This window comes from Brochothrix sp. (genome assembly GCF_017549435.1).
Lineage (GTDB): Bacteria > Bacillota > Bacilli > Lactobacillales > Listeriaceae > Brochothrix > Brochothrix thermosphacta.
The window spans coordinates 1-19527 of sequence record NZ_JAFYUW010000170.1; the positions used below are offsets into that span (position 1 = coordinate 1).

A 19527-nucleotide genomic window follows, 5' to 3' on the forward strand; every position below is an offset into this window, starting at 1 on the left:
AACATTCGTTAGGCTAGAAATTTTAGTTTATGCAGACTGCTCCATGTCTGCTCCCAAACTTAAATTTCAGGTCTAATGTTTTTTATTTGTTATGAAATTACTGTCATTGTTGCGAAGTCATGAGCTTACAAGGACAGTATGGGACGGAGCGAAAGCGAGTACCATTCATCTAAGGTGCCTTTTTACCTACTTTAATTAAAATTGAAAAATTCGAGAATGAAATACACCTGTTTGTTCTGAAATTTGATAAGTGAGGTAAGAAAAAATAATACGTATATTAATATATAGTAGAAAAGTAGGGGGCTAATTGACGAGGTGTTTTTTATAGAAGCTATTATCATTTTTATCGTGATGATTGTTAGCAACACATTTTTCAAAATTCCAAGATAGAATCCCTAACAAATATTCTTTTTTTGCTGGCTAGTATATTGTAGTAATTATTGTTTTCTTAAACTCTTATATTTATTATTAATCAAATAAGAAAAAGTGCGTCTAGCTAATTTATTCAAAATATAGACAATAAAAAACCATCTTCCAGTGGAAGATGGTTTTTTTAGGTTAAATTAAACACGTTCAACTTTACCTGATTTTAATGCACGAGTTGAAACCCATACTTTTTTAGGTTTACCATCAACAAGAATACGAACTTTTTGCAAGTTAGCTTTCCAAGTACGACGGTTAGCGTTTAAAGCGTGAGAACGACGGTTACCAGTTGAAGTTTTACGTCCAGTAATTACACATTGTTTTGCCATTTTAGAATTTCCTCCTTTGCGTGAAGATGATGATTGCGATGAAATTCGTCAATCAAAGTTGTGTATAAGTATCTATACGATTTCGGTGTTCTAACACACTTAATTAATTTATCATATATATCTAACGTTTGCAAGTCAAAATCACTTATCTATAAAGTTTTTTTACTTGACAGCTGTTTATTGATAGAAGTCACTTTATTTATACTCAGTACTAGTGTAGAATAAAGTGGATAGTAATGCACTAAAGAAATAGGGAGGAATTTAATTGTCTATTGAAATCGAAACTAAATTGGGACAGATTGATATTGCAGATGAAGTTATTGCAACAATAGCTGGCGATGTGGCATCAAGTCAAGTTGGCGTAGTAGGCATGACTTCTAAAAAAAATATTCGCGATAGTTTTACTGACCTGTTAAAAAAAGAAAATAATTCAAAAGGCGTTGTCGTAAGCAGAAATGACAAAGGTTATGTTGTGGATGTTTATGTCGTTGTCACATACGGTGTGAAGATTTCTGAAGTCGCACGTAACATTCAAGAAAATATTAAATATAATCTAGCGAAGCAACTGAATATTCAAGCAGAAGAAATTAATGTTTATATTCAAGATGTTCGTTTGATGATCGATTAGCCAATAAAAGGCTAAAGAGGAGGATAATCACAAGTGGTTATAAAGACGATAAATGGAGATAAGTTAGCAGCGATGATTGCGCAAGGCGCAACACAGCTTGCAGCGAATGCAGAATATGTGGATTCACTAAATGTTTTCCCAGTACCGGACGGAGATACAGGCTCAAATATGAGTATGACATTGACTGCAGGTGCAGAGGAAGTATTGAAACATGAAAGCGCAACAGTAGCTATTGTTGGTAAACATCTTTCAAAAGGCTTACTTATGGGAGCACGAGGAAATTCAGGCGTGATTCTTTCACAATTATTCCGCGGTTTTTCTAAAACAATTGAAGATAAAGAAGAAATTAATGCGAGTGGACTAGCACAAGCGTTTGATAACGGTGTTAAAACAGCCTACAAGGCCGTGATGAAACCAGTAGAGGGAACAATCCTAACTGTGGCTCGTGAATCAGCAGAAGCAGGTATTAAGGCTGTGAATAACGGTGTTGAAGATGTTGTTGAACTGATGGCTATCATTACAGAAGCAGGCGAACGTTCATTAGCGGGCACGCCAGACCTCTTGCCAGTATTAAAAGAAGTTGGTGTAGTTGATAGTGGCGGCCAAGGTTTACAAATCGTTTATCAAGCGTTTTTAGCTGAATTAAAAGGTGAAGCGCAAGCGACACCGTTACAACCAACATCATTATCTAATTTAGTAACAATTGAACACGAAAACGCAGTAACTGACTACATGAATCCGGAAGATATCAAATTTGGTTACTGTACTGAAATTATGGTCCAAATTAATAATCCTGGTGAAAAAGCATTCAATGAAGATCAATTTCGTAACACATTAGCTGATTACGGGGATTCACTGATTGTCATTGCAGATGATGAAATAGCGAAAGTACATGTTCATTCCAACACGCCAGGTCAAGTCATTGATTATGGTCAATCTTTTGGACCATTGCTTAAGATTAAAGTGGATAATATGCGCGAACAAAATTCTGACTTGCAAGGTAAAAAAGCACCTGCAGCAACTCCTAAAAAAGATGTAGCAGTGATTGCTGTATCATCTGGAGCAGGCTTGGATGAAATATTCAAGAGTTTAAATGTGGATATTATAGTATCAGGTGGCCAAACAATGAACCCGAGCACAGCCGATTTATTGCGTGCAGTTGAACAAGCAAATGCGAAACATGTGATTATTTTACCTAATAATAAAAATATCATTATGGCAGCAGATCAAGCAGTTGAAATGTCTGAAACGACACAAATAGCAGTGGTGAAGTCTAAAACGATTCAACAAGGTTTAGCAGCTTGTTTCGCATATATGCCAGACGAAACGTTTGAAAATAATCAAGCAGAAATGAACGAAGCGCTTGAGAGTGTATGTAGCGGCTCAATTACAACAGCTGTTCGTGATACCGAAATTAAAGGTGTTAAAATTGTTAAAGATGAGTTTATCGGTATTGTTGAAGGCACAATCGTTCTTTCTGAAAAAGCGCGTGATGAAGCAGCTTTCAACACATTGGTACAGATGATTGATGAAGATACTGAGATAGTTACAATTATCACAGGTGAAGAAGCAACCATCGAAGATGCAGAAGCAATTGCTGAACGCATTGAAAATAAATTTGAAGATGTTGAAATTGAAATTAAAGAAGGTAATCAAGCGGTTTATCCTTACTTATTTTCTGTCGAATAGATATTAATAGTTAGTGGAAATCGTCCATCGCAATTGTTTGTGATGGACCTTTTTTTTAGAAAGGAGTTTCTCATGAAAGTGGATTTGGCAAATGCGCCTATTAAATTTGTAAAAGGTATTGGTCCGAGTGCAGCGGAAAAATTAGAACGTTTGCATATTGAAACAGTAGCAGATATGTTGGGCTATTTCCCTTTTCGGTATGAAAATAATGAATCGGTTGATTTGAGCCAAGCGGCACATGATACACGTGTTAATGTAATTGGTGAAATTGTTACGCCTGCTATGGTCGCGTATTTTGGTCCAAAACGTAATCGTTTAACTTTTAAACTCAAAGTAGATCATCTCGTTGTACAAATCACCTTTTTTAATCAAGCGTATCTAAAAAGTAAATTGAATGTAGGTGAGCAAATTCGTGTCAGCGGCAAGTGGGATCGCGCACGGCAAGCAATTTCTGCATCAAAATATTTCTTAGTGAGTGGCAGTGAAACTGAAAGTGATGAGAAGAAATTAGAACCCGTTTATCACATGACAGAAGGCTTAAAACAATCGCAGTTTCAAAAATGGTTAAAAACAACTTGGGAGGCTTATCATGAACAGATACCTGAATTGCTGCCCGAATCATTACGACAACATTATCAGTTAATCGATAGCCATGATGCCTATGAAGCGATACATTACCCGACTGATCCAGGTGTTTTACTGCAAGCGAGACGCCGTTATACTTATGAGGAACTGCTCCTGTTTCAATTAAAGATGCAATTGATGCGTCAACGAGACAAAGAACAAAGTGGTGGCATCTCGATCCAATATGATGTGCAAGAATTACGCCGTTATATAGCTTCGTTACCATTTGAGTTAACAGGAGCTCAAAAGCGTGTGGTGAATGAAATTTGTGGAGATATGCGTTCAGTCACTCACATGAATCGATTACTTCAAGGCGATGTTGGGTCTGGAAAAACAGTTGTTGCCTCAATCGCGATGTTTTCAGCAATTAATGCAGGTTTTCAAGCAGCACTCATGGTGCCAACGGAAATATTAGCTGAACAACATTTTGCGGAATTGACACGCCTGTTAACACCATTTAATATCTCAGTAGCGTTGTTGACGGGTTCAACAAAGAAAAAAGATCGTGTACAATTACATGAACAACTAGCCAACGGTTCACTCGATGTATTAATCGGGACACATGCGCTTATTCAAGAGGATGTTGTGTACCATCGCTTAGGTTTAGTAGTCACAGATGAGCAACACCGTTTTGGTGTAAATCAGCGTCGTGCATTTCGTGAAAAAGGGGAACAACCAGATGTGTTGTTTATGACAGCAACCCCCATTCCAAGAACGTTAGCCATTACGGCGTTTGGTGAAATGGATGTTAGTGTAATTAACGAACTTCCCGCAGGACGAAAACCGATTGTGACACAATGGTTTAAACATGAGCAAATGCCTGATGTCTTGGCTTTTACGCGGAATGAAATTGCCAGCGGGCGTCAAATATATATGGTAGCACCTCTGATAGAAGAATCAGAAAACATGGATTTACAAAATGCATTTGATTTACATCAGCAAATGCAACAGTACTTTGGGGATAAGATTCCAATTGGTTTAATGCACGGTCGGTTAAAATCAGCAGAGAAAGAAGCTGTTATGCAAGCCTTTGAAGCGGGAGACATCAAGATGTTAGTGACCACAACTGTTATTGAAGTGGGGGTCAATGTTCCCAATGCTAGCACGATGATTATCTACGATGCAGAACGCTTTGGATTAAGTCAACTACATCAATTGCGTGGACGTGTGGGACGAGGTGGTTATCAATCTTATTGTTACTTAGTGGCTGATCCTAAGACTGACAACGGTAAAGAACGTATGCAAATTATGTGTGAATCAAATGATGGTTTTGTTATTTCGCAACGTGACCTAGAACTTCGTGGTGCAGGAGACTTCTTTGGAAATAAACAAAGTGGTATCCCGCAATTTAAAGTTGCAGATTTAGTTGAAGATTATCGTGTCCTCGAAGTTGCACGCGATGACGCCATGGCGATTGTAAAAGAAAAGCGCTTTAAAACAAAAGAATATCAAGCACTTGCCGCCGCAGTTGAACACCAATTAGCTGTAGAAGCGGGACAATTAGATTAAACGACTGTAGAAGACTTGCGACCTATAACGTTTCTTTGTATAATGGGTAAGAGATTGTTATTGACTATTAGTACTAAGTGCTAAAGAGGAGTGAAAACAAGTTATGAGAAAACATGCGAAAAAAGATCGGCAGCGCTTATTAGTTGAAACGATTGAACGTAATCCATTTACCACTGATGATATGTTGGCGACACAATTTAATGTGAGTGTACAAACTATTCGTCTTGATCGCATGGAAATTGGTATTCCCGAACTGCGTAAACGTGTAGAAGATGTTGCCAATCGTCAATTTCAAAACGAAGTACGTTCATTGCCGTTGGAAGATATTATCGGTGATGTGATTGATTTGGAATTAGATAAACGCGCAATATCAATCTTTACAATAGAAGAGGAACATGTTTTTCAACGAAATAAAATTGCACGAGGGCACTATTTGTTTGCACAAGCCAATTCATTAGCAGTAGCCGTAATGGGCAGCGATAGTGCATTGACGGCACAAGCAAATGTAAAGTTTGTGAAGTCAGCTCAATTAGGAGATCGCGTTATTTGTAAGGTTAAAGTTGATGAAAAATCAATTGGTCATACCATTCGAATTGTAAAAGTGGAAAGTTATGTGGACAATCACGTGGTCTTAAAAGGCACGTTTGAAATGTATCCCGAAGCAGATTCGCAAGAGTAGAAGACCTATCAAAAGGAGACGAAAGACTTATGAAAATTGCCATTGATGCAATGGGTGGCGATCATGCCCCACAATCAACAGTAGAGGGTGTCATGCTAGCCGCAAAAAAACACAGTCACGTGACGTTTCAACTTTATGGGGATAAAGTTAAAATGGCTCCTTATCTAGAGCAGTTAAGCAATGTTGAAATCGTACACACGGAAGAAAAAATTGAGAGCACAGATAGTCCCGTTGAAGCTGTTCGTAAAAAGAAACAAGCATCCATGGTATTAGCCGCTAAAGCAGTTAAAGATGGTGAAGCCGAAGCCTGTATTTCAGCAGGAAACACCGGTGCATTAATGAGTGCAGGATTATTTGTCGTTGGGCGTATGAAGGGCATTAAACGTCCTGCATTAGCACCAACAATTCCAACAGTAGATGGTAGTGGTTTTGTTTTACTTGATGCAGGAGCAAATGCAGATGCGAAACCAGAACACCTTCTGCAATTTGGGATGATGGGTTCCGCTTATGTGTCAGCTGTGAAAAAAATTGAGCGTCCACGTGTGGGCTTGCTTAATATCGGAACAGAACATAATAAAGGCACCGATTTAACGAAAGATGCCTTTGCACTTCTTGACGCTAGCAGTGTGATTAATTTCGTAGGGAATGTTGAAGCACGTGATTTGTTAAATGGCGTTGCTGATGTTGTCGTTACAGATGGTTTTACAGGGAACATGGTGCTTAAAACAATTGAGGGCACAGCTGGTAACTTGATGAAAATGATTAAAGGCGCAATGACAGCGACACCTCTTAGTAAACTAGGCGCTTTAACAATGCGCAAAGGAATTTATGAAATTAAAGATATGATGGATTACAGCAACTATGGCGGTGCTTGTCTTTTTGGGCTAGCAGGAACAGTAGTAAAAGCACATGGTTCTTCAAATGCGCATGCAATAGCAACCACAGTCACGCAAGCGATTCAAATGGTTGAAGGAAACATCATTGGTAATATAAATAGTGCGTTACAACAAACAAAAGAGGAGGAAACTACAAATGAGTAAATTAGCATTTGTCTTTCCAGGACAAGGTTCACAAATTATTGGTATGGGTATGGATGCTTATGCAGCTTCACCAATTGCAAAAAAAATCTTTGATGATGCAAACGCATTATTACCGTTTGACTTAGTAGATATTATTCAAAATGGTTCAGATGAGGATTTAAAAGCATCACGTGTTGCACAACCTGCGTTAGTAACAACAAGTTCGGCATTGTTAGCATTAGTTAAAGAAGCAGGAATCACAGCTGATTATGTTGCAGGACATAGTTTAGGCGAATATTCTGCATTGGTTGCAGCGAATGTACTTACGAGTGCAGAAGCCGCACAATTGGTTAATAAACGTGGTGAGTTGATGGAAGATGCGGCAACTGGAGCGATGGCAGCAGTCATGGGTACAAGTGAAGCCGATTTAGAAGCGATTTTAGAAACAGCACGTCAACAAAGTGGTGAAATTGTTCAATTAGCTAACCTAAATTGTCCAGGACAAATTGTTATTTCTGGTTCAGTTACAGGTATTGAAGCCGCACAAGTTGCAGCAAAAGAGGCAGGCGTTAAACGTGTTATTCCTTTAAAAGTGAGTGGTCCTTTCCACTCTGAATTAATGGCACCGGCAGCTGAAGCTTTTGCAAGTCTATTGGGAACAGCGACGTTTAGTGACGCATCAACACCCGTTATTACGAACGTCGATGCAACGCCAACAACGTTAGCTGCTGACTTCAAAGTGAAATTAGAACAACAATTAACAGCACCTGTACAATGGATTAATACAATGGCGTATTTGATTGAACAAGATGTGGATACAATCATTGAAATTGGACCAGGTAAAGTATTGGCTGGATTAATGAAAAAAATGGATCGTTCAGTGACTGTTCATAACGTTCAAGATTTAGAAACGTTAGAAGCAACACTTGCTATCTTAGGGGGTAAATAAATGGAATTAACAAATAAAGTTGCAATCGTAACAGGTGCCTCTCGTGGTATTGGCCAAGAAATCGCTTATAAATTAGCATCACTCGGTGCTAAAATTGTTGTTAATTATGCAGGTAATGTTAAAGCAGCGGATGAAACAGTCGCTAAAATTAAAGCTGATTACAACACAGAAGCAATTGCTGTACAAGCGAACGTTGCTGATGAGGACGATGTAAAACGTCTCTTTAAAGAAACGTTGGATACTTTCGGAGGCATTGATATCTTAATTAACAATGCAGGGATTACGAGAGATAATTTATTAATGCGTATGAAAGCCGAAGAATTTGATGATGTAATTAATGCTAACTTACGAGGCACATTCTTATGCCTTAAAGCAGCTGCACGTCCAATGATGAAAAAACGTCAAGGAACAATCGTAAACATGACATCTGTCGTAGGTATTACAGGTAATGCTGGTCAAGCTAACTATGTTGCTAGTAAAGCAGGCGTGATTGGCTTAACTAAAACAGCAGCACGCGAGTTAGCACCACGTGGTATTCGTGTAAACGCTGTAGCACCTGGGTTTATCGATACAGATATGACTGATGTACTACCAGAAGAAGTGAAATCAGGCATGTTATCACAAATTCCTTTAGGCGCAATGGGGAATACAAAAAACGTTGCTGACGTTGTAGCCTTCCTTGTAAGTGATGCAAGTGCTTATATGACAGGACAAACATTATCAGTTGATGGCGGAATGTCGATGTAAAAGCAGCTTCAACCTGGTAAAACATTGATAAATTGGAATGTATAAAATAGCAATACTTATAAGACTAAGGAATTTAAGTTAAGATAGACTGGTTACCGAAAGAAAGATAAGCTCATTCTGCTTTATCAAAATTGGAATACAATAAAAGTTACGGTTTGATAGACTAAGGAATTTAAGTTAGGATAGACTGGTCCATGTCTATTTAGAACTTAAATTTCAGGTCTCACTGTAACTTTATGCGCGTCTGAAATTTTGATAAAGTGAGCTTAGATTTCTAGAGGCTGTCTATTCAGAACTTAAATTTCAGGTCTAGTATAGCTATTTCTATAACGTGTATGAAATTTTCAATTGTTTTAGGTAGAAGTGCTAGAGAACATTTGAACTAAAATAAGCCATTTAGAAAATTAATACAAGTTGTTCTGCTTTTAATAGCTTCTAAAGCAGCTTCAACCTGGTAAAACATTGTAATCGAGTCAACGAACAAGTTGTCTTCATTTATCAATAAATACCTACTTGAAGATATGTGATGAACCGTGAGATTACATAAGTTTTTTCACGTGTTGGTATATAATACCAGTATTGCTTTTAGAGCTATTTTATTAACTTTTGTCACGGTCTGTGATTAAAACCACCTAGACATGATAGTCAAGAGGCTATTATTTAAGTAATGGTGGGAATAACTTGTAAAATTTCCTTTCTAAATGGGGATGAATCAATTATAATAATTGAAGGGAGGTGAATTATATAATGTCTGAAAACATATTTGATAAAGTAAAAGAAATCGTCATCGATCGTTTAGACGTTGATGAATCAAAAGTAACTAAAGAGGCCTCTTTTAAAGATGACTTGGAAGCTGATTCACTTGAAATCGTTGAATTGGTAATGGAATTTGAAGATGTATTTGATACTGAAATTTCTGATGAAGCATCAAAACAAATCCTTACAGTAGGTGACGCTGTAAAATACATTGAAGAAAACGCGTAAGTTACGATAAAAAATGATGAGGGTATGTTGTTCTGTCCATTGGATGAACGGCATCCCTCACTCATTTTATAAAAGGAGAATTAAAATGAAAACATTAAAAGAATTGCAGGAACGTATTCAGATTTCATTTAAACAAGAGGCATTACTTGAACAAGCATTCACGCATGCTTCTTATGTGAATGAAAATCGAAGCAAAGGTTCTAAGCATTATGAACGGTTGGAATTTCTTGGTGATGCAGTATTAGAGCTAACAGTTTCAGATTATTTATTCAATCGTTTTCCAGAACGTCCAGAAGGCCAACTAACAAAATTAAGAGCAGCTTGTGTGTGTGAAGGTGCTTTGGTCGTTTATGCAAAAGAATTAAACCTCAGTGACTATTTCCGTATTGGTCGAGGAGAAGAAAATGCTGGCGGACGTACACGTGACGCATTAGTCGCGGATATTTTTGAAGCATTTATCGGGGCAATGTATTTAAGTGAAGGCATCGACTGTGTACGCTCATTTTTAGGAAAAGTTATTTTTCCGAAAATTGATGATGGCACTTTTGAAGCAAATAATGATTATAAAACCTTATTACAAGAATGGTTACAAAAAGATGGCGATATTTCCATCTCATATGAGATTTTATCTGAAAATGGTCCAGCACATGATAAAGCTTTCCAAGTGCGTTTAGTGGTCAATGGCGAACCGCAATCAATGGGTGAGGGTCGCACGAAAAAAACAGCAGAACAATCAGCCGCTCAAGCAGCGTTAGCATCATATCAGTCACAGGAAAAGAACAGCTAAAGGGGGAACAGTCGCAATGCAATTAAAACGTTTAGAAATGCATGGTTTCAAATCCTTTGCAGATAAAGTTGCAATCGATTTTGTACCAGGTATTACGGCTGTTGTTGGGCCAAATGGAAGTGGAAAAAGTAATGTTACAGAAGCTATCCGTTGGGTGTTAGGTGAACAATCAGCAAAAGCATTACGTGGAGGCAAAATGAGTGATGTTATCTTCTCAGGGAGTGATTCACGCGCAGCGATTAATATTGCTGAAGTAACACTTGTATTTGATAATGAAGATGGCTTTTTACCAGATGATCATACAGAAGTCAGCGTCACACGTCGCGTCTATCGTAATGGTGATAGTGAATTTGAAATTAATCAACAAGCATGTCGCCTTAAAGATATCGTAGAGTTATTTATGGACTCTGGATTAGGACGCGAGTCGTTCTCGATTGTGTCACAAGGTAAAATAGATAGTATTCTTAATAGTAAACCCACTGAACGTCGTTCTATCTTTGAAGAAGCAGCAGGCGTTTTAAAATATAAATCACGTAAAAAACAAGCAGAAACAAAGTTAGTCGAAACTGAAGACAATCTAAACCGTGTGCAAGATATCCTTTTTGAACTTCAGGATCAGGTGGAACCATTAGAAATTCAGGCAGCTATCGCCAAAGATTATCTTGCTCAAAAAGAAACACTAGAGAAGTATGAAGTTGGTGTTTTAGCAGATGAAATCCAGGAGCTAACAAAAGAGGCAGATGCTACAACTGTCGCTTTACATCAATGGCAATCTAAGTTAATCGATAGTAAGAAACAAGCACAGTCACTTTTAGAACAATGGCAAGCGAAAAAAGATTTATTTGCGAAAGTGACACGTGATGCAGATGTTATTCAAGAAAAATTAGTTGAAACAGCGCGCGAACTTGAACGTGTTAATGGTCAATGTGACGTACTAAAAGAGCGGGCACTTCATGGTCAAGCAAGTGATTCTGATGTAGTTGAACAACTCGAAGCAATTAACGAGATTATTGTGAGTGCAACTGCTGAAAAAGAAACACAACAAGAACGTTACGATGTACTCTTGCAAAAAGTAACAGTGATGCGTGAATCTGTGAAACAACTACAAAACTATCTGGATGGTAAAGTAGAATGGACACCGGAGAAAATTGAGCGTTTGAAAAATGATTACATCGATGTGCGACATGAGCAAACGAATTTAAAAAATGAAAATGTTTTTTTCATTAAGCAACAAGAACAAAATCAACAACGTTTAGAAAAATTACGCAGTGAAAATGCGAACGTGATCAAAAATCATACCGAAACGGATGTTTTACAACAAGAAAAACAACGTCTTTTAGCTGAAAAAACAGCAAACATAGAGAGTAAACGTGCTGAATATGAGCAACTGACACAAAAACTTAAAGCTACAGAAGCTGATGCAGCAGTCGCAGACAATCAGTTATATAAAGCCTATGAAATGCGTCAACATGCAAAAGCAAAGCATGATACATTAGTTGATTTAGAAAATGATTACGCAGGTTATTATCAAGGCGTTAAGATGCTATTAAAAGAACGTCAACAATTCCCTGGGTTGATCGGTGCTGTTGCTGAACAAGTAACGATTCCATCACGCTTCGATACAGCAATTGATATTGCTCTGGGTGCAAGTACGCAACATATTATTGTCGAAGACGAACAAACGGCGCGTGCAGGTATTGGCTATTTAAAATCAAACCGTCTAGGCCGTGCAACATTCTTGCCTATTACAACAATTAAACCACGAGTAATGCCTAACGATGTCATCCAACGTTTACAACAACACGATGGCTTTTTAGGAATTGGAGCCGACTTAGTTACAATTGAGCCACGTTTCCAAGGGATTTTAGGCAACTTATTAGGTCAAGTAATTATCGCAGATACCTTAGTTAGTGCGAACCAATTGGCAAAATTAGCAAATCATCGTTTTCGTATTGTGACACTTGAAGGGGATGTTGTAAATCCTGGTGGATCAATGACTGGTGGGGCAATGAAACAAAACAAAGCGCCTTTATTAGGACGTAAAAATGAGATCGCTACTTTAGCTAAACAATTGGTACAGATGGAAGAGGTTATCCATCAACTGGAAGATAAAGTGAACAGTTTAAAACAAACGGTTATAAGTACGCGTGAAACACGCGATAGTCTAAGAGTTGAGGGTGAACGTCTAAACTTTGAAGTACAGCGTATCGAAGAAGATATTGCATCAACAACAGCAGCGATGTCACGTATTAATGAAAATATGCATATTTATGACTTTGACGTGAAAGAATTGACTGATGAAAATAATTCATTGGCACAACGATTGGCAGCAAACGAAGCAAAAATTGCTGAGATGGCACAAACATTAATCTCTCAAGAAACTGCGATTGAGCAAGCAACCCAAAATCAAAATATGGCAGATGAACAACGTGCTGAACAAGTTGAAAATCTAACAGCACAAAAAACAGAGCTAGCGGTATCAGAAGAGAAATTAACACATGCCAATACTAAGTTAGCAGAAATGCGTGCCACATTAAAAACGAATAATGAACGTCGTGAACAACTGCAAGAAAAATTAACGTTTATTCATACACAACAAACGGAACATGCATCTTCAAGTGAACAACTTGAAGCATCTCGTGTAGCTTTGGAAGCTGTAATGTCAGAAGTCCAAACGCAATCAGATTCACTAAAAGCGAAACGTATTGATGTAGAAGCTGAGCTTAACGAAGTGGCCTCGACACGTGAGTATCAACTCAACGAAGTGGCGACCTATGAGAAACAATTCAATGAAGCATCGATGAATTTAGAACGATTCACAAGTGAACGGACGTATCGTTTAAGTGCGTTGATGGATAACTATGAATTAACTTTAACCGATGCCTTAGAACGACCAGCTTTGACGTTGCCAATTGAAGAAGCGAAGAAAAAAGTGCGTTTGATTAAACGTACAATTGATGAATTGGGGCCTGTCAACATTGGTGCCATCGATGAATTCCAACGTATCCAAACACGCTATAATTTCTTGACGCAACAACAGACAGATTTGTTGACGGCCAAAGAAACGTTAAACGTGACCATGAGTGAGATGGATGAAGAAGTTTCTCGTCGTTTTTACGCAACGTTTATGCAAATTAAAGATCAGTTTGAAAAAATCTTCCCTAAAATGTTTGGTGGAGGACAAGCTGCTTTAGTATTAACAGATCCAGAAGACTTACTGAATACAGGTGTTGATATCGTTGCACAACCGCCGGGTAAAAAGTTACAAAACTTGATGTTATTATCAGGTGGTGAACGAGCTTTAACTGCAATCACGTTGTTATTTGCGATCATTGAAACCCGTCCTGTACCATTCTGTATTCTTGATGAGGTCGAAGCAGCATTAGATGAGGCAAACGTTTTACGCTTTGGTTCCTATATGCAAGCATTCCAAAAAGAAATGCAATTCATTGTAATTACTCACCGTAAAGGTACAATGGAAGCAGCGAATGTATTATATGGTGTAACAATGCAAGAATCAGGGGTATCTAAATTGGTATCTGTTCGTCTGGAAGAAGCAAATGTGTTAACTAACACTTAAAAACAATAAAGCGAGGGCAAATAAATGGGCTTTTTTAAACGCATGAAAGATAAGATGACAAATTCATCGACAGAAATGACGGATAAATTTAAGACGGGTTTAGAAAAAACACGTGATAGTTTTTCAGGCAAACTTAATTCATTAGTGGCACGTTATCGTACGGTTGATGAAGACTTTTTTGAAGAATTAGAAGAAATTTTAATCATGGCTGATATTGGTGTTAATACCGTTATGGAATTGATTGAAGAATTAAAAGAAGAGGTAAAACTTCGTAATATTAAAGAAACAAGTGCGCTTTATGAAGTGATTTCAGAAAAATTAGTTGCTATATATGAAGAAGCGGGCGAAACAGAAACTGAGTTGAACATTAACAATGAAGGACTCAATGTTATCTTATTCGTTGGTGTTAATGGTGTTGGTAAAACCACGACCATTGGTAAATTAGCACACAAGCTTAAAGCAGAAGGTAAATCAGTTATGCTTGCAGCTGGTGATACGTTTCGAGCAGGCGCTATTGAGCAACTTGAAGTTTGGGGCGAACGCGTAGGCGTACCAGTCGTTAAACAAAAAGAAGGCTCTGATCCGGCATCAGTTATTTATGATGCGTTGCAAGCAGCTAAAACACGTCATGTTGATGTACTTATTTGTGATACTGCAGGTCGTTTACAAAACAAGGTAAACTTGATGAGTGAATTAAGCAAAGTGCGCCGTGTTATTGAACGTGAAGTACCTCATGCACCACAAGAGGTATTACAAGTAATTGATGCGACAACAGGCCAAAACGGTCTACAACAAGCGAAGGTTTTTGGTGAAGCAACAGATGTCACAGGTATCGTATTAACTAAGCTTGACGGAACAGCTAAAGGTGGGATTGCCTTAGCCATTCGTCGTGAGTTAAAAGTACCCGTTAAATTTGTAGGATTAGGTGAACAATTGAATGACTTACAAGTCTTCGATTCAAATCTATTCGTCTACGGCTTGTTTGGCGATATGATTGATGCTGAAAAAGCTGAATAAAAGATTAAAATACTAATACTAAGCTCATCATTGATATACCAGTGATGAGCTTTTTTGCTTTGTTTTTTAATAACTTGCGAGTAACATTCAATCGAGTGAGTACAATTTTTTTCATATAAAAAGGGTGATCGCTTAACGCGACATTATAAAAAATGAATTGTTAGTATACAAAGAGGTTTCTGTTAACGCTAACAAACAGTTATCGCTTTTATTAATGCTATACTAAAAGTAATTTGAATGAACTTTTGAATACATTATTGATGTTAAAATGAAAAATAGTTATTAAATCATCTTATTTTTATGAAAAATTTGAGATTGCAACAAAGAAAGAAGGGGTTTCTTTGGAAATGATAAAAATTGAAAGCGTTACCAAATCTTTTAAGCAGAAAAATAAAAAAATTATCGCCGTAAATAATGTTAGTTTAACTGTTGAACAAGGTGATATGCTCGGACTCATAGGTGTGAATGGTTCAGGCAAATCGACGTTAATTAAAATGATGAATGGTATTTTATATCCTGATCAAGGTGAAATAATAATTAATGGTAAAAATCCATGGAAGCATCAAAAAGAAATCGCATATCAAATTGGCAGTATTTTTGGACAAAAATCACAATTATGGTATCACCTGACACCTAGAGAAACGTTTATGTTCTTGGGATCTGTTTATAGCGTTAAACTCGCAGCGTTGAAATTACATGTCGCAGAGTTAATTCAACAATTTGACTTGCATTCTTTTGTTGATAGACCCGTGCGGAAATTAAGTTTGGGACAACGAATGAAATGTGAAATTGTTGCTTCATTAGTGCATAATCCGAGTATCCTTTTTTTAGACGAGCCGACAATTGGTTTGGATTTAATAGCAAAAGATAGTTTGACAAATCTATTGTCTGAATATAATAAAGTGCATAATAAAACAATGGTGATTACAACACATGATATTAGTGATATAGCAAAATTGTGTAACCGGGTTGTTATTATCGATCAAGGAGTGATTATTTACAATGGAACAACAATAGCACTAACTGAGAAATTTGCGAATATTGTTTTGTTAGAAATTGTTTTAGCAAGTGATATAGCTCAATTACCTATTGAAGTATTACAACATGAAAAAAGTGATGCGTATACACATAAAATAAAAATAAATACCGATAAAATTGCAGTTAGCGAAGTATTTAATAAATTGGAAATATATGAAATCATCAGATACTATCAACACTCTTTAGATTTAACAGCTATTGTGAGAGTGTTGTTTGAAGAAGGTGTGATCGATGACAGGAAATAAATATTTTAATATGATTGTTTTAGGGCTAAAAGAACAACTTATTTATGTTAGAGCGATGTTGTTTAGACAATTTCTAATGGTTACAATCATGATTATTTTTGTTAATTTATGGTCTGTTGTTTACCAAGGTCAAACAGAAATAAACGGTCATTCATACAATCAGGTTATTTGGTATTTATTAATTACAGAAGCTTTTTTTATGTCTCGTGCACCAGTTGCTTATAAAATAGCGGACGAAATTAAAAATGGTACATTTGCTTATACATCATCACGTCCATACAGTTATGCACTCTATCATTTTTTTGTATCTTTAGGAGACTCATCATTTAAACTTCTAACAAACTTTATTGTAGGTGCTGTTTTAGTTATGCTATTAGGGATTAAACTAAATATCAGTTTTTTAGCAATCCTTTGTTTTTTCCTTGTAATGCTCATTGGTTATATTATCGATTATTGTTTGCAATTTATGATTGGCACGTTTAGTTTTATACAAGAAGAAATTTCGGGTTATGTATTTATTTATGAGAAGTTGTTATTCATATTTGGTGGCATTATTTTTCCGCTTTCGATTCTGAGTAACCACGTCGAACAACTTTTCTTTTTGATGCCATTTGTATATGTAATTGGTTTCCCGGCACAGTTATTAACACAAGGGTTATCAGAGTTAAATATTCTTTATTTAGGACTGCAACTCCTTTATCTAATGATTTTTATAATTTCTGCCAAAGCATGTTATACAAGCTTGAGAAAAAAAACCATGATGAATGGAGGTTGACTATGTTTTATTTGAACTTATTTAAAATGAATTTTAGAAGTAATTATAAATATAAAAAAAATTTTTATATTCAGGTGGTAACTATGTTATTAAATAATGTGTTTTTTTTAGGATATTGGATTATGTTTTTTGATATTTTCGAGTCAGATATTTTCAGTTTAATAGATATCTTTTATGTTTATTCTGTTGTATATGTTGCCTTTGGATTAACACAGTTAATCGCCGGTAATCTTCCTAATATTGCTACTATTATCGCGACTGGTCAATTAGACATTTATTTGATTAAACCACGCAATTCACTTTTATATATGATAATGTCTAAATCTTCTATTGTCGCTTTAGGTGATATTATTTATGGTTTAATTGCGCTGTCAGTTACACTTGTAAAAACCTCAGAATATTTGTTTATACTACTACTATATTGGTTGCTTTTAGTGGTATTAGTCGTAACAGTCATTGCCAGTTATTATATCATTTTAGGATCTTTAACGTTTTTTATAGGCAATTCCAAGGCAATCACAGATACAGGGACTTCGGCGCTTATTATGTTTGCAACTTATCCACAAGTAAAATTAAATCCAACGATGACATTAGTGTTATCGACGATTATTCCATCGCTAATTATTAGTATATTTCCACTACAAATACTTAGATATAGTTCTAGTTATTATCTGTTGTTGCTATTTATAGCAACAGCTGTGTTTCTGTTATTGAGTTTAGTGACGTATAAACAAGGATTAAAAAGATATGAGTCGTCAAATAGTATTAACTTAAATGTCTGAAATAAATGAACAGAATTAAAATGAGAAATTTCAACTTTTAAAATTAAGTAGCTAACTTCGTTATCAGAGGAGATTGCTACTTTTTTTATACAATAAATTTAGCAGGGCTAATTAGCGCACTCGAAAAACAGTTATGATAAGATTAAATTAAGACTTTTATGGTTTAAAGGAGACAGACAGATGGATAATGATATTATAAAATTAGTGCGCAAATTCAATGTTATTACGGTTATGTACAGCGCGGGAATCGTTATTTGGGCCGCTAGTATTGAGTTATATTTACAATCAATTGGCTATACAATTGCTGCAATTATGCTCTTTAATTCGTTTTTTTGGATATTCAGTACGTTGAGTGAAATACCAGCAGGGGTAATATCCGATACGTTTGGTCGAAAAAAAGCGATGTTAATCAGTTGTATATTAAGAGGCTTTGGTCTCGGATTATTATTTATACCATCCCATCAGTTGTGGATATTGTTGCTTTTTGGTTTGTTAACAGCGGTTAGTGAGTCTTTTAACTCAGGAACAATGTCTGCATGGGTAATTGATAAAGTGAAAAGTATCGACGAAAAATATGACATTGAAAATATTTTTAGTAAAAATAGCTTGTTTTTAACATCAACATCCATGGTAGTAGGTTTTGTCGGTGGGAAAATATTAGGGGTGAAAAACCTTTCTTATCCTCTTTTAGCAGGAATTATCTTATTTATAATCACCATTGTTTATATTAGTCTTTTTTTCAAGGACAATTCGCACCAACAGCAAGACAATCAACCTATCAATTTATTTAGTGGTTTTGTATCTTCGTTTAAGGAAGGTTACGCTTTTTTACGAACAGATAAATTATATTTTTCACTCTGTATTTCATTTTTACCGTTAATTTTATTAATCGTTGCGCCGAGTAATCAATGGCAACTCTACTTTGGAAACGAGTATGGCGGTGTTAAAATAACAGCCTATATATGGGTTGGAATGGGTTTATTTGGGATAATAGGTTCGAGAATTCCTCAGCTATTAGCGAGGGTTATTAAAAATAAACTGAGCAGTTTGCAATTATTATTATTATTAAATATGTGCGCCATTATATTGTGTGTTGTAATAACTAATGTGTATCTTTCCGTATTATTATTTTTAATGCATGTCAGTTTCACGACAGCAGATGCGATTATTCGAGCAGGACTATTGCACAACACAATCCCAGCTAAAAATACTAATCGCAACACACTTATATCTTTTTTTTACACCATTGAATCTTGTATGACAGCAGTAGTCATCATCGTTATTGGTGTGTTAACAACCCTTATTAATCTAGGAACGATTTGGATTATGTTCGCATTGATTGCGACCATTATTTCCCTACCAAGTTTGCGTAAGTTAAATGGAAAAATTGAAACGGAGGGTTTTTAATGGACTATAGTGAAGAGCAAAAAGAAGTATTGGAACGACATGTTAAAAATAACAAAATCACTTCATTACCCCGTAAATTAAAAAAGAAAGTCGTTTTGTTAGAAGTCATTACAAATGATTTTAAAGATGGGAGATGCTATACAGAGCAAGAAGTGAATACTATTTTATTGAAATGGTATGACGACTATGTCATCTTAAGAAGATATTTAGTGGATTTCAAATTTTTAAAGAGAGAAGAGGACGGTTCATCTTATTATAAAGTTTAACGTATATCGTATTTAGTGATACTACTGGGAAAAGTAAACGACTTGGTTCA

Annotated in this window: 17 protein-coding genes; 16 read left to right on the top strand and 1 reads right to left on the bottom strand. The window is 36.2% G+C overall.

Going from position 1 to position 19527, the window contains the following annotated elements; genetic code table 11:
* Positions 1-563: 563 nt before the first annotated feature.
* Positions 564-752: a 50S ribosomal protein L28 gene (gene rpmB / locus IKV95_RS10700; protein ID WP_029091972.1), complete on the bottom strand. Its 189-nt coding sequence runs from the start codon at positions 750-752 to the stop codon at positions 564-566.
* A gap of 265 nt (positions 753-1017) precedes the next feature.
* On the opposite strand from rpmB, the gene IKV95_RS10705 reads away from it, so the two are divergent.
* From IKV95_RS10705 to IKV95_RS10780, 16 genes are all read left to right on the top strand, one after another.
* Positions 1018-1380 carry an Asp23/Gls24 family envelope stress response protein gene (locus IKV95_RS10705; protein ID WP_029091971.1) on the top strand — a complete coding sequence of 121 codons (363 nt, stop codon included), beginning with the start codon at positions 1018-1020 and terminating at the stop codon, positions 1378-1380.
* Between the two features lie 33 nt (positions 1381-1413).
* Complete coding sequence (locus IKV95_RS10710) at positions 1414-3069, top strand: DAK2 domain-containing protein (RefSeq protein WP_198400953.1); 1656 nt, start codon at positions 1414-1416, stop codon at positions 3067-3069.
* Between the two features lie 72 nt (positions 3070-3141).
* A complete protein-coding gene (recG, locus tag IKV95_RS10715) occupies positions 3142-5202 on the top strand; it encodes an ATP-dependent DNA helicase RecG (RefSeq protein ID WP_036027516.1) in 2061 nt (686 codons plus the stop codon).
* Between the two features lie 103 nt (positions 5203-5305).
* Complete coding sequence (fapR, locus tag IKV95_RS10720) at positions 5306-5881, top strand: transcription factor FapR (RefSeq protein WP_069119984.1); 576 nt, start codon at positions 5306-5308, stop codon at positions 5879-5881.
* A gap of 29 nt (positions 5882-5910) precedes the next feature.
* Complete coding sequence (gene plsX / locus IKV95_RS10725) at positions 5911-6921, top strand: phosphate acyltransferase PlsX (RefSeq protein WP_029091967.1); 1011 nt, start codon at positions 5911-5913, stop codon at positions 6919-6921.
* Positions 6914-7849, top strand: coding sequence for an ACP S-malonyltransferase (gene fabD / locus IKV95_RS10730; protein WP_287451825.1), 936 nt, complete (start codon positions 6914-6916; stop codon positions 7847-7849). The genes plsX and fabD overlap by 8 nt, the downstream gene beginning before the upstream one ends.
* Positions 7850-8596, top strand: coding sequence for a 3-oxoacyl-[acyl-carrier-protein] reductase (fabG, locus tag IKV95_RS10735; RefSeq protein WP_069119988.1), 747 nt, complete (start codon positions 7850-7852; stop codon positions 8594-8596). It abuts the gene before it with no gap.
* A gap of 747 nt (positions 8597-9343) precedes the next feature.
* The gene (locus IKV95_RS10740) at positions 9344-9580 is read left to right on the top strand and encodes an acyl carrier protein (RefSeq protein ID WP_029091964.1); all 237 of its coding nucleotides are present in this window, start codon (positions 9344-9346) and stop codon (positions 9578-9580) included.
* Positions 9581-9665: 85 nt separating this feature from the next.
* Positions 9666-10367: a ribonuclease III gene (rnc, locus tag IKV95_RS10745; protein ID WP_029091963.1), complete on the top strand. Its 702-nt coding sequence runs from the start codon at positions 9666-9668 to the stop codon at positions 10365-10367.
* A gap of 37 nt (positions 10368-10404) precedes the next feature.
* On the top strand, positions 10405-13947 hold the full coding sequence (gene smc / locus IKV95_RS10750) for a chromosome segregation protein SMC (RefSeq protein ID WP_483296366.1): 3543 nt from the start codon (positions 10405-10407) through the stop codon (positions 13945-13947).
* A gap of 24 nt (positions 13948-13971) precedes the next feature.
* The gene (gene ftsY, locus IKV95_RS10755) at positions 13972-14964 is read left to right on the top strand and encodes a signal recognition particle-docking protein FtsY (RefSeq protein ID WP_029091961.1); all 993 of its coding nucleotides are present in this window, start codon (positions 13972-13974) and stop codon (positions 14962-14964) included.
* 347 nt (positions 14965-15311) lie between these two features.
* Positions 15312-16247, top strand: a complete 936-nt coding sequence (locus tag IKV95_RS10760; RefSeq protein WP_069119993.1) for an ABC transporter ATP-binding protein — start codon at positions 15312-15314, stop codon at positions 16245-16247.
* On the top strand, positions 16234-17022 hold the full coding sequence (locus IKV95_RS10765) for an ABC transporter permease (protein ID WP_069125827.1): 789 nt from the start codon (positions 16234-16236) through the stop codon (positions 17020-17022). Before IKV95_RS10760 ends, IKV95_RS10765 begins: the two co-directional genes overlap by 14 nt.
* A gap of 83 nt (positions 17023-17105) precedes the next feature.
* Positions 17106-17804 carry an ABC-2 family transporter protein gene (locus IKV95_RS10770; protein WP_176718508.1) on the top strand — a complete coding sequence of 233 codons (699 nt, stop codon included), beginning with the start codon at positions 17106-17108 and terminating at the stop codon, positions 17802-17804.
* Positions 17805-17984: 180 nt separating this feature from the next.
* The gene (locus IKV95_RS10775) at positions 17985-19211 is read left to right on the top strand and encodes an MFS transporter (protein ID WP_287451829.1); all 1227 of its coding nucleotides are present in this window, start codon (positions 17985-17987) and stop codon (positions 19209-19211) included.
* Entirely contained in the window at positions 19211-19477 is a 267-nt protein-coding gene (locus IKV95_RS10780) for a DUF2087 domain-containing protein (protein WP_069125822.1), read from the top strand. Before IKV95_RS10775 ends, IKV95_RS10780 begins: the two co-directional genes overlap by 1 nt.
* Positions 19478-19527 lie beyond the last annotated feature (50 nt).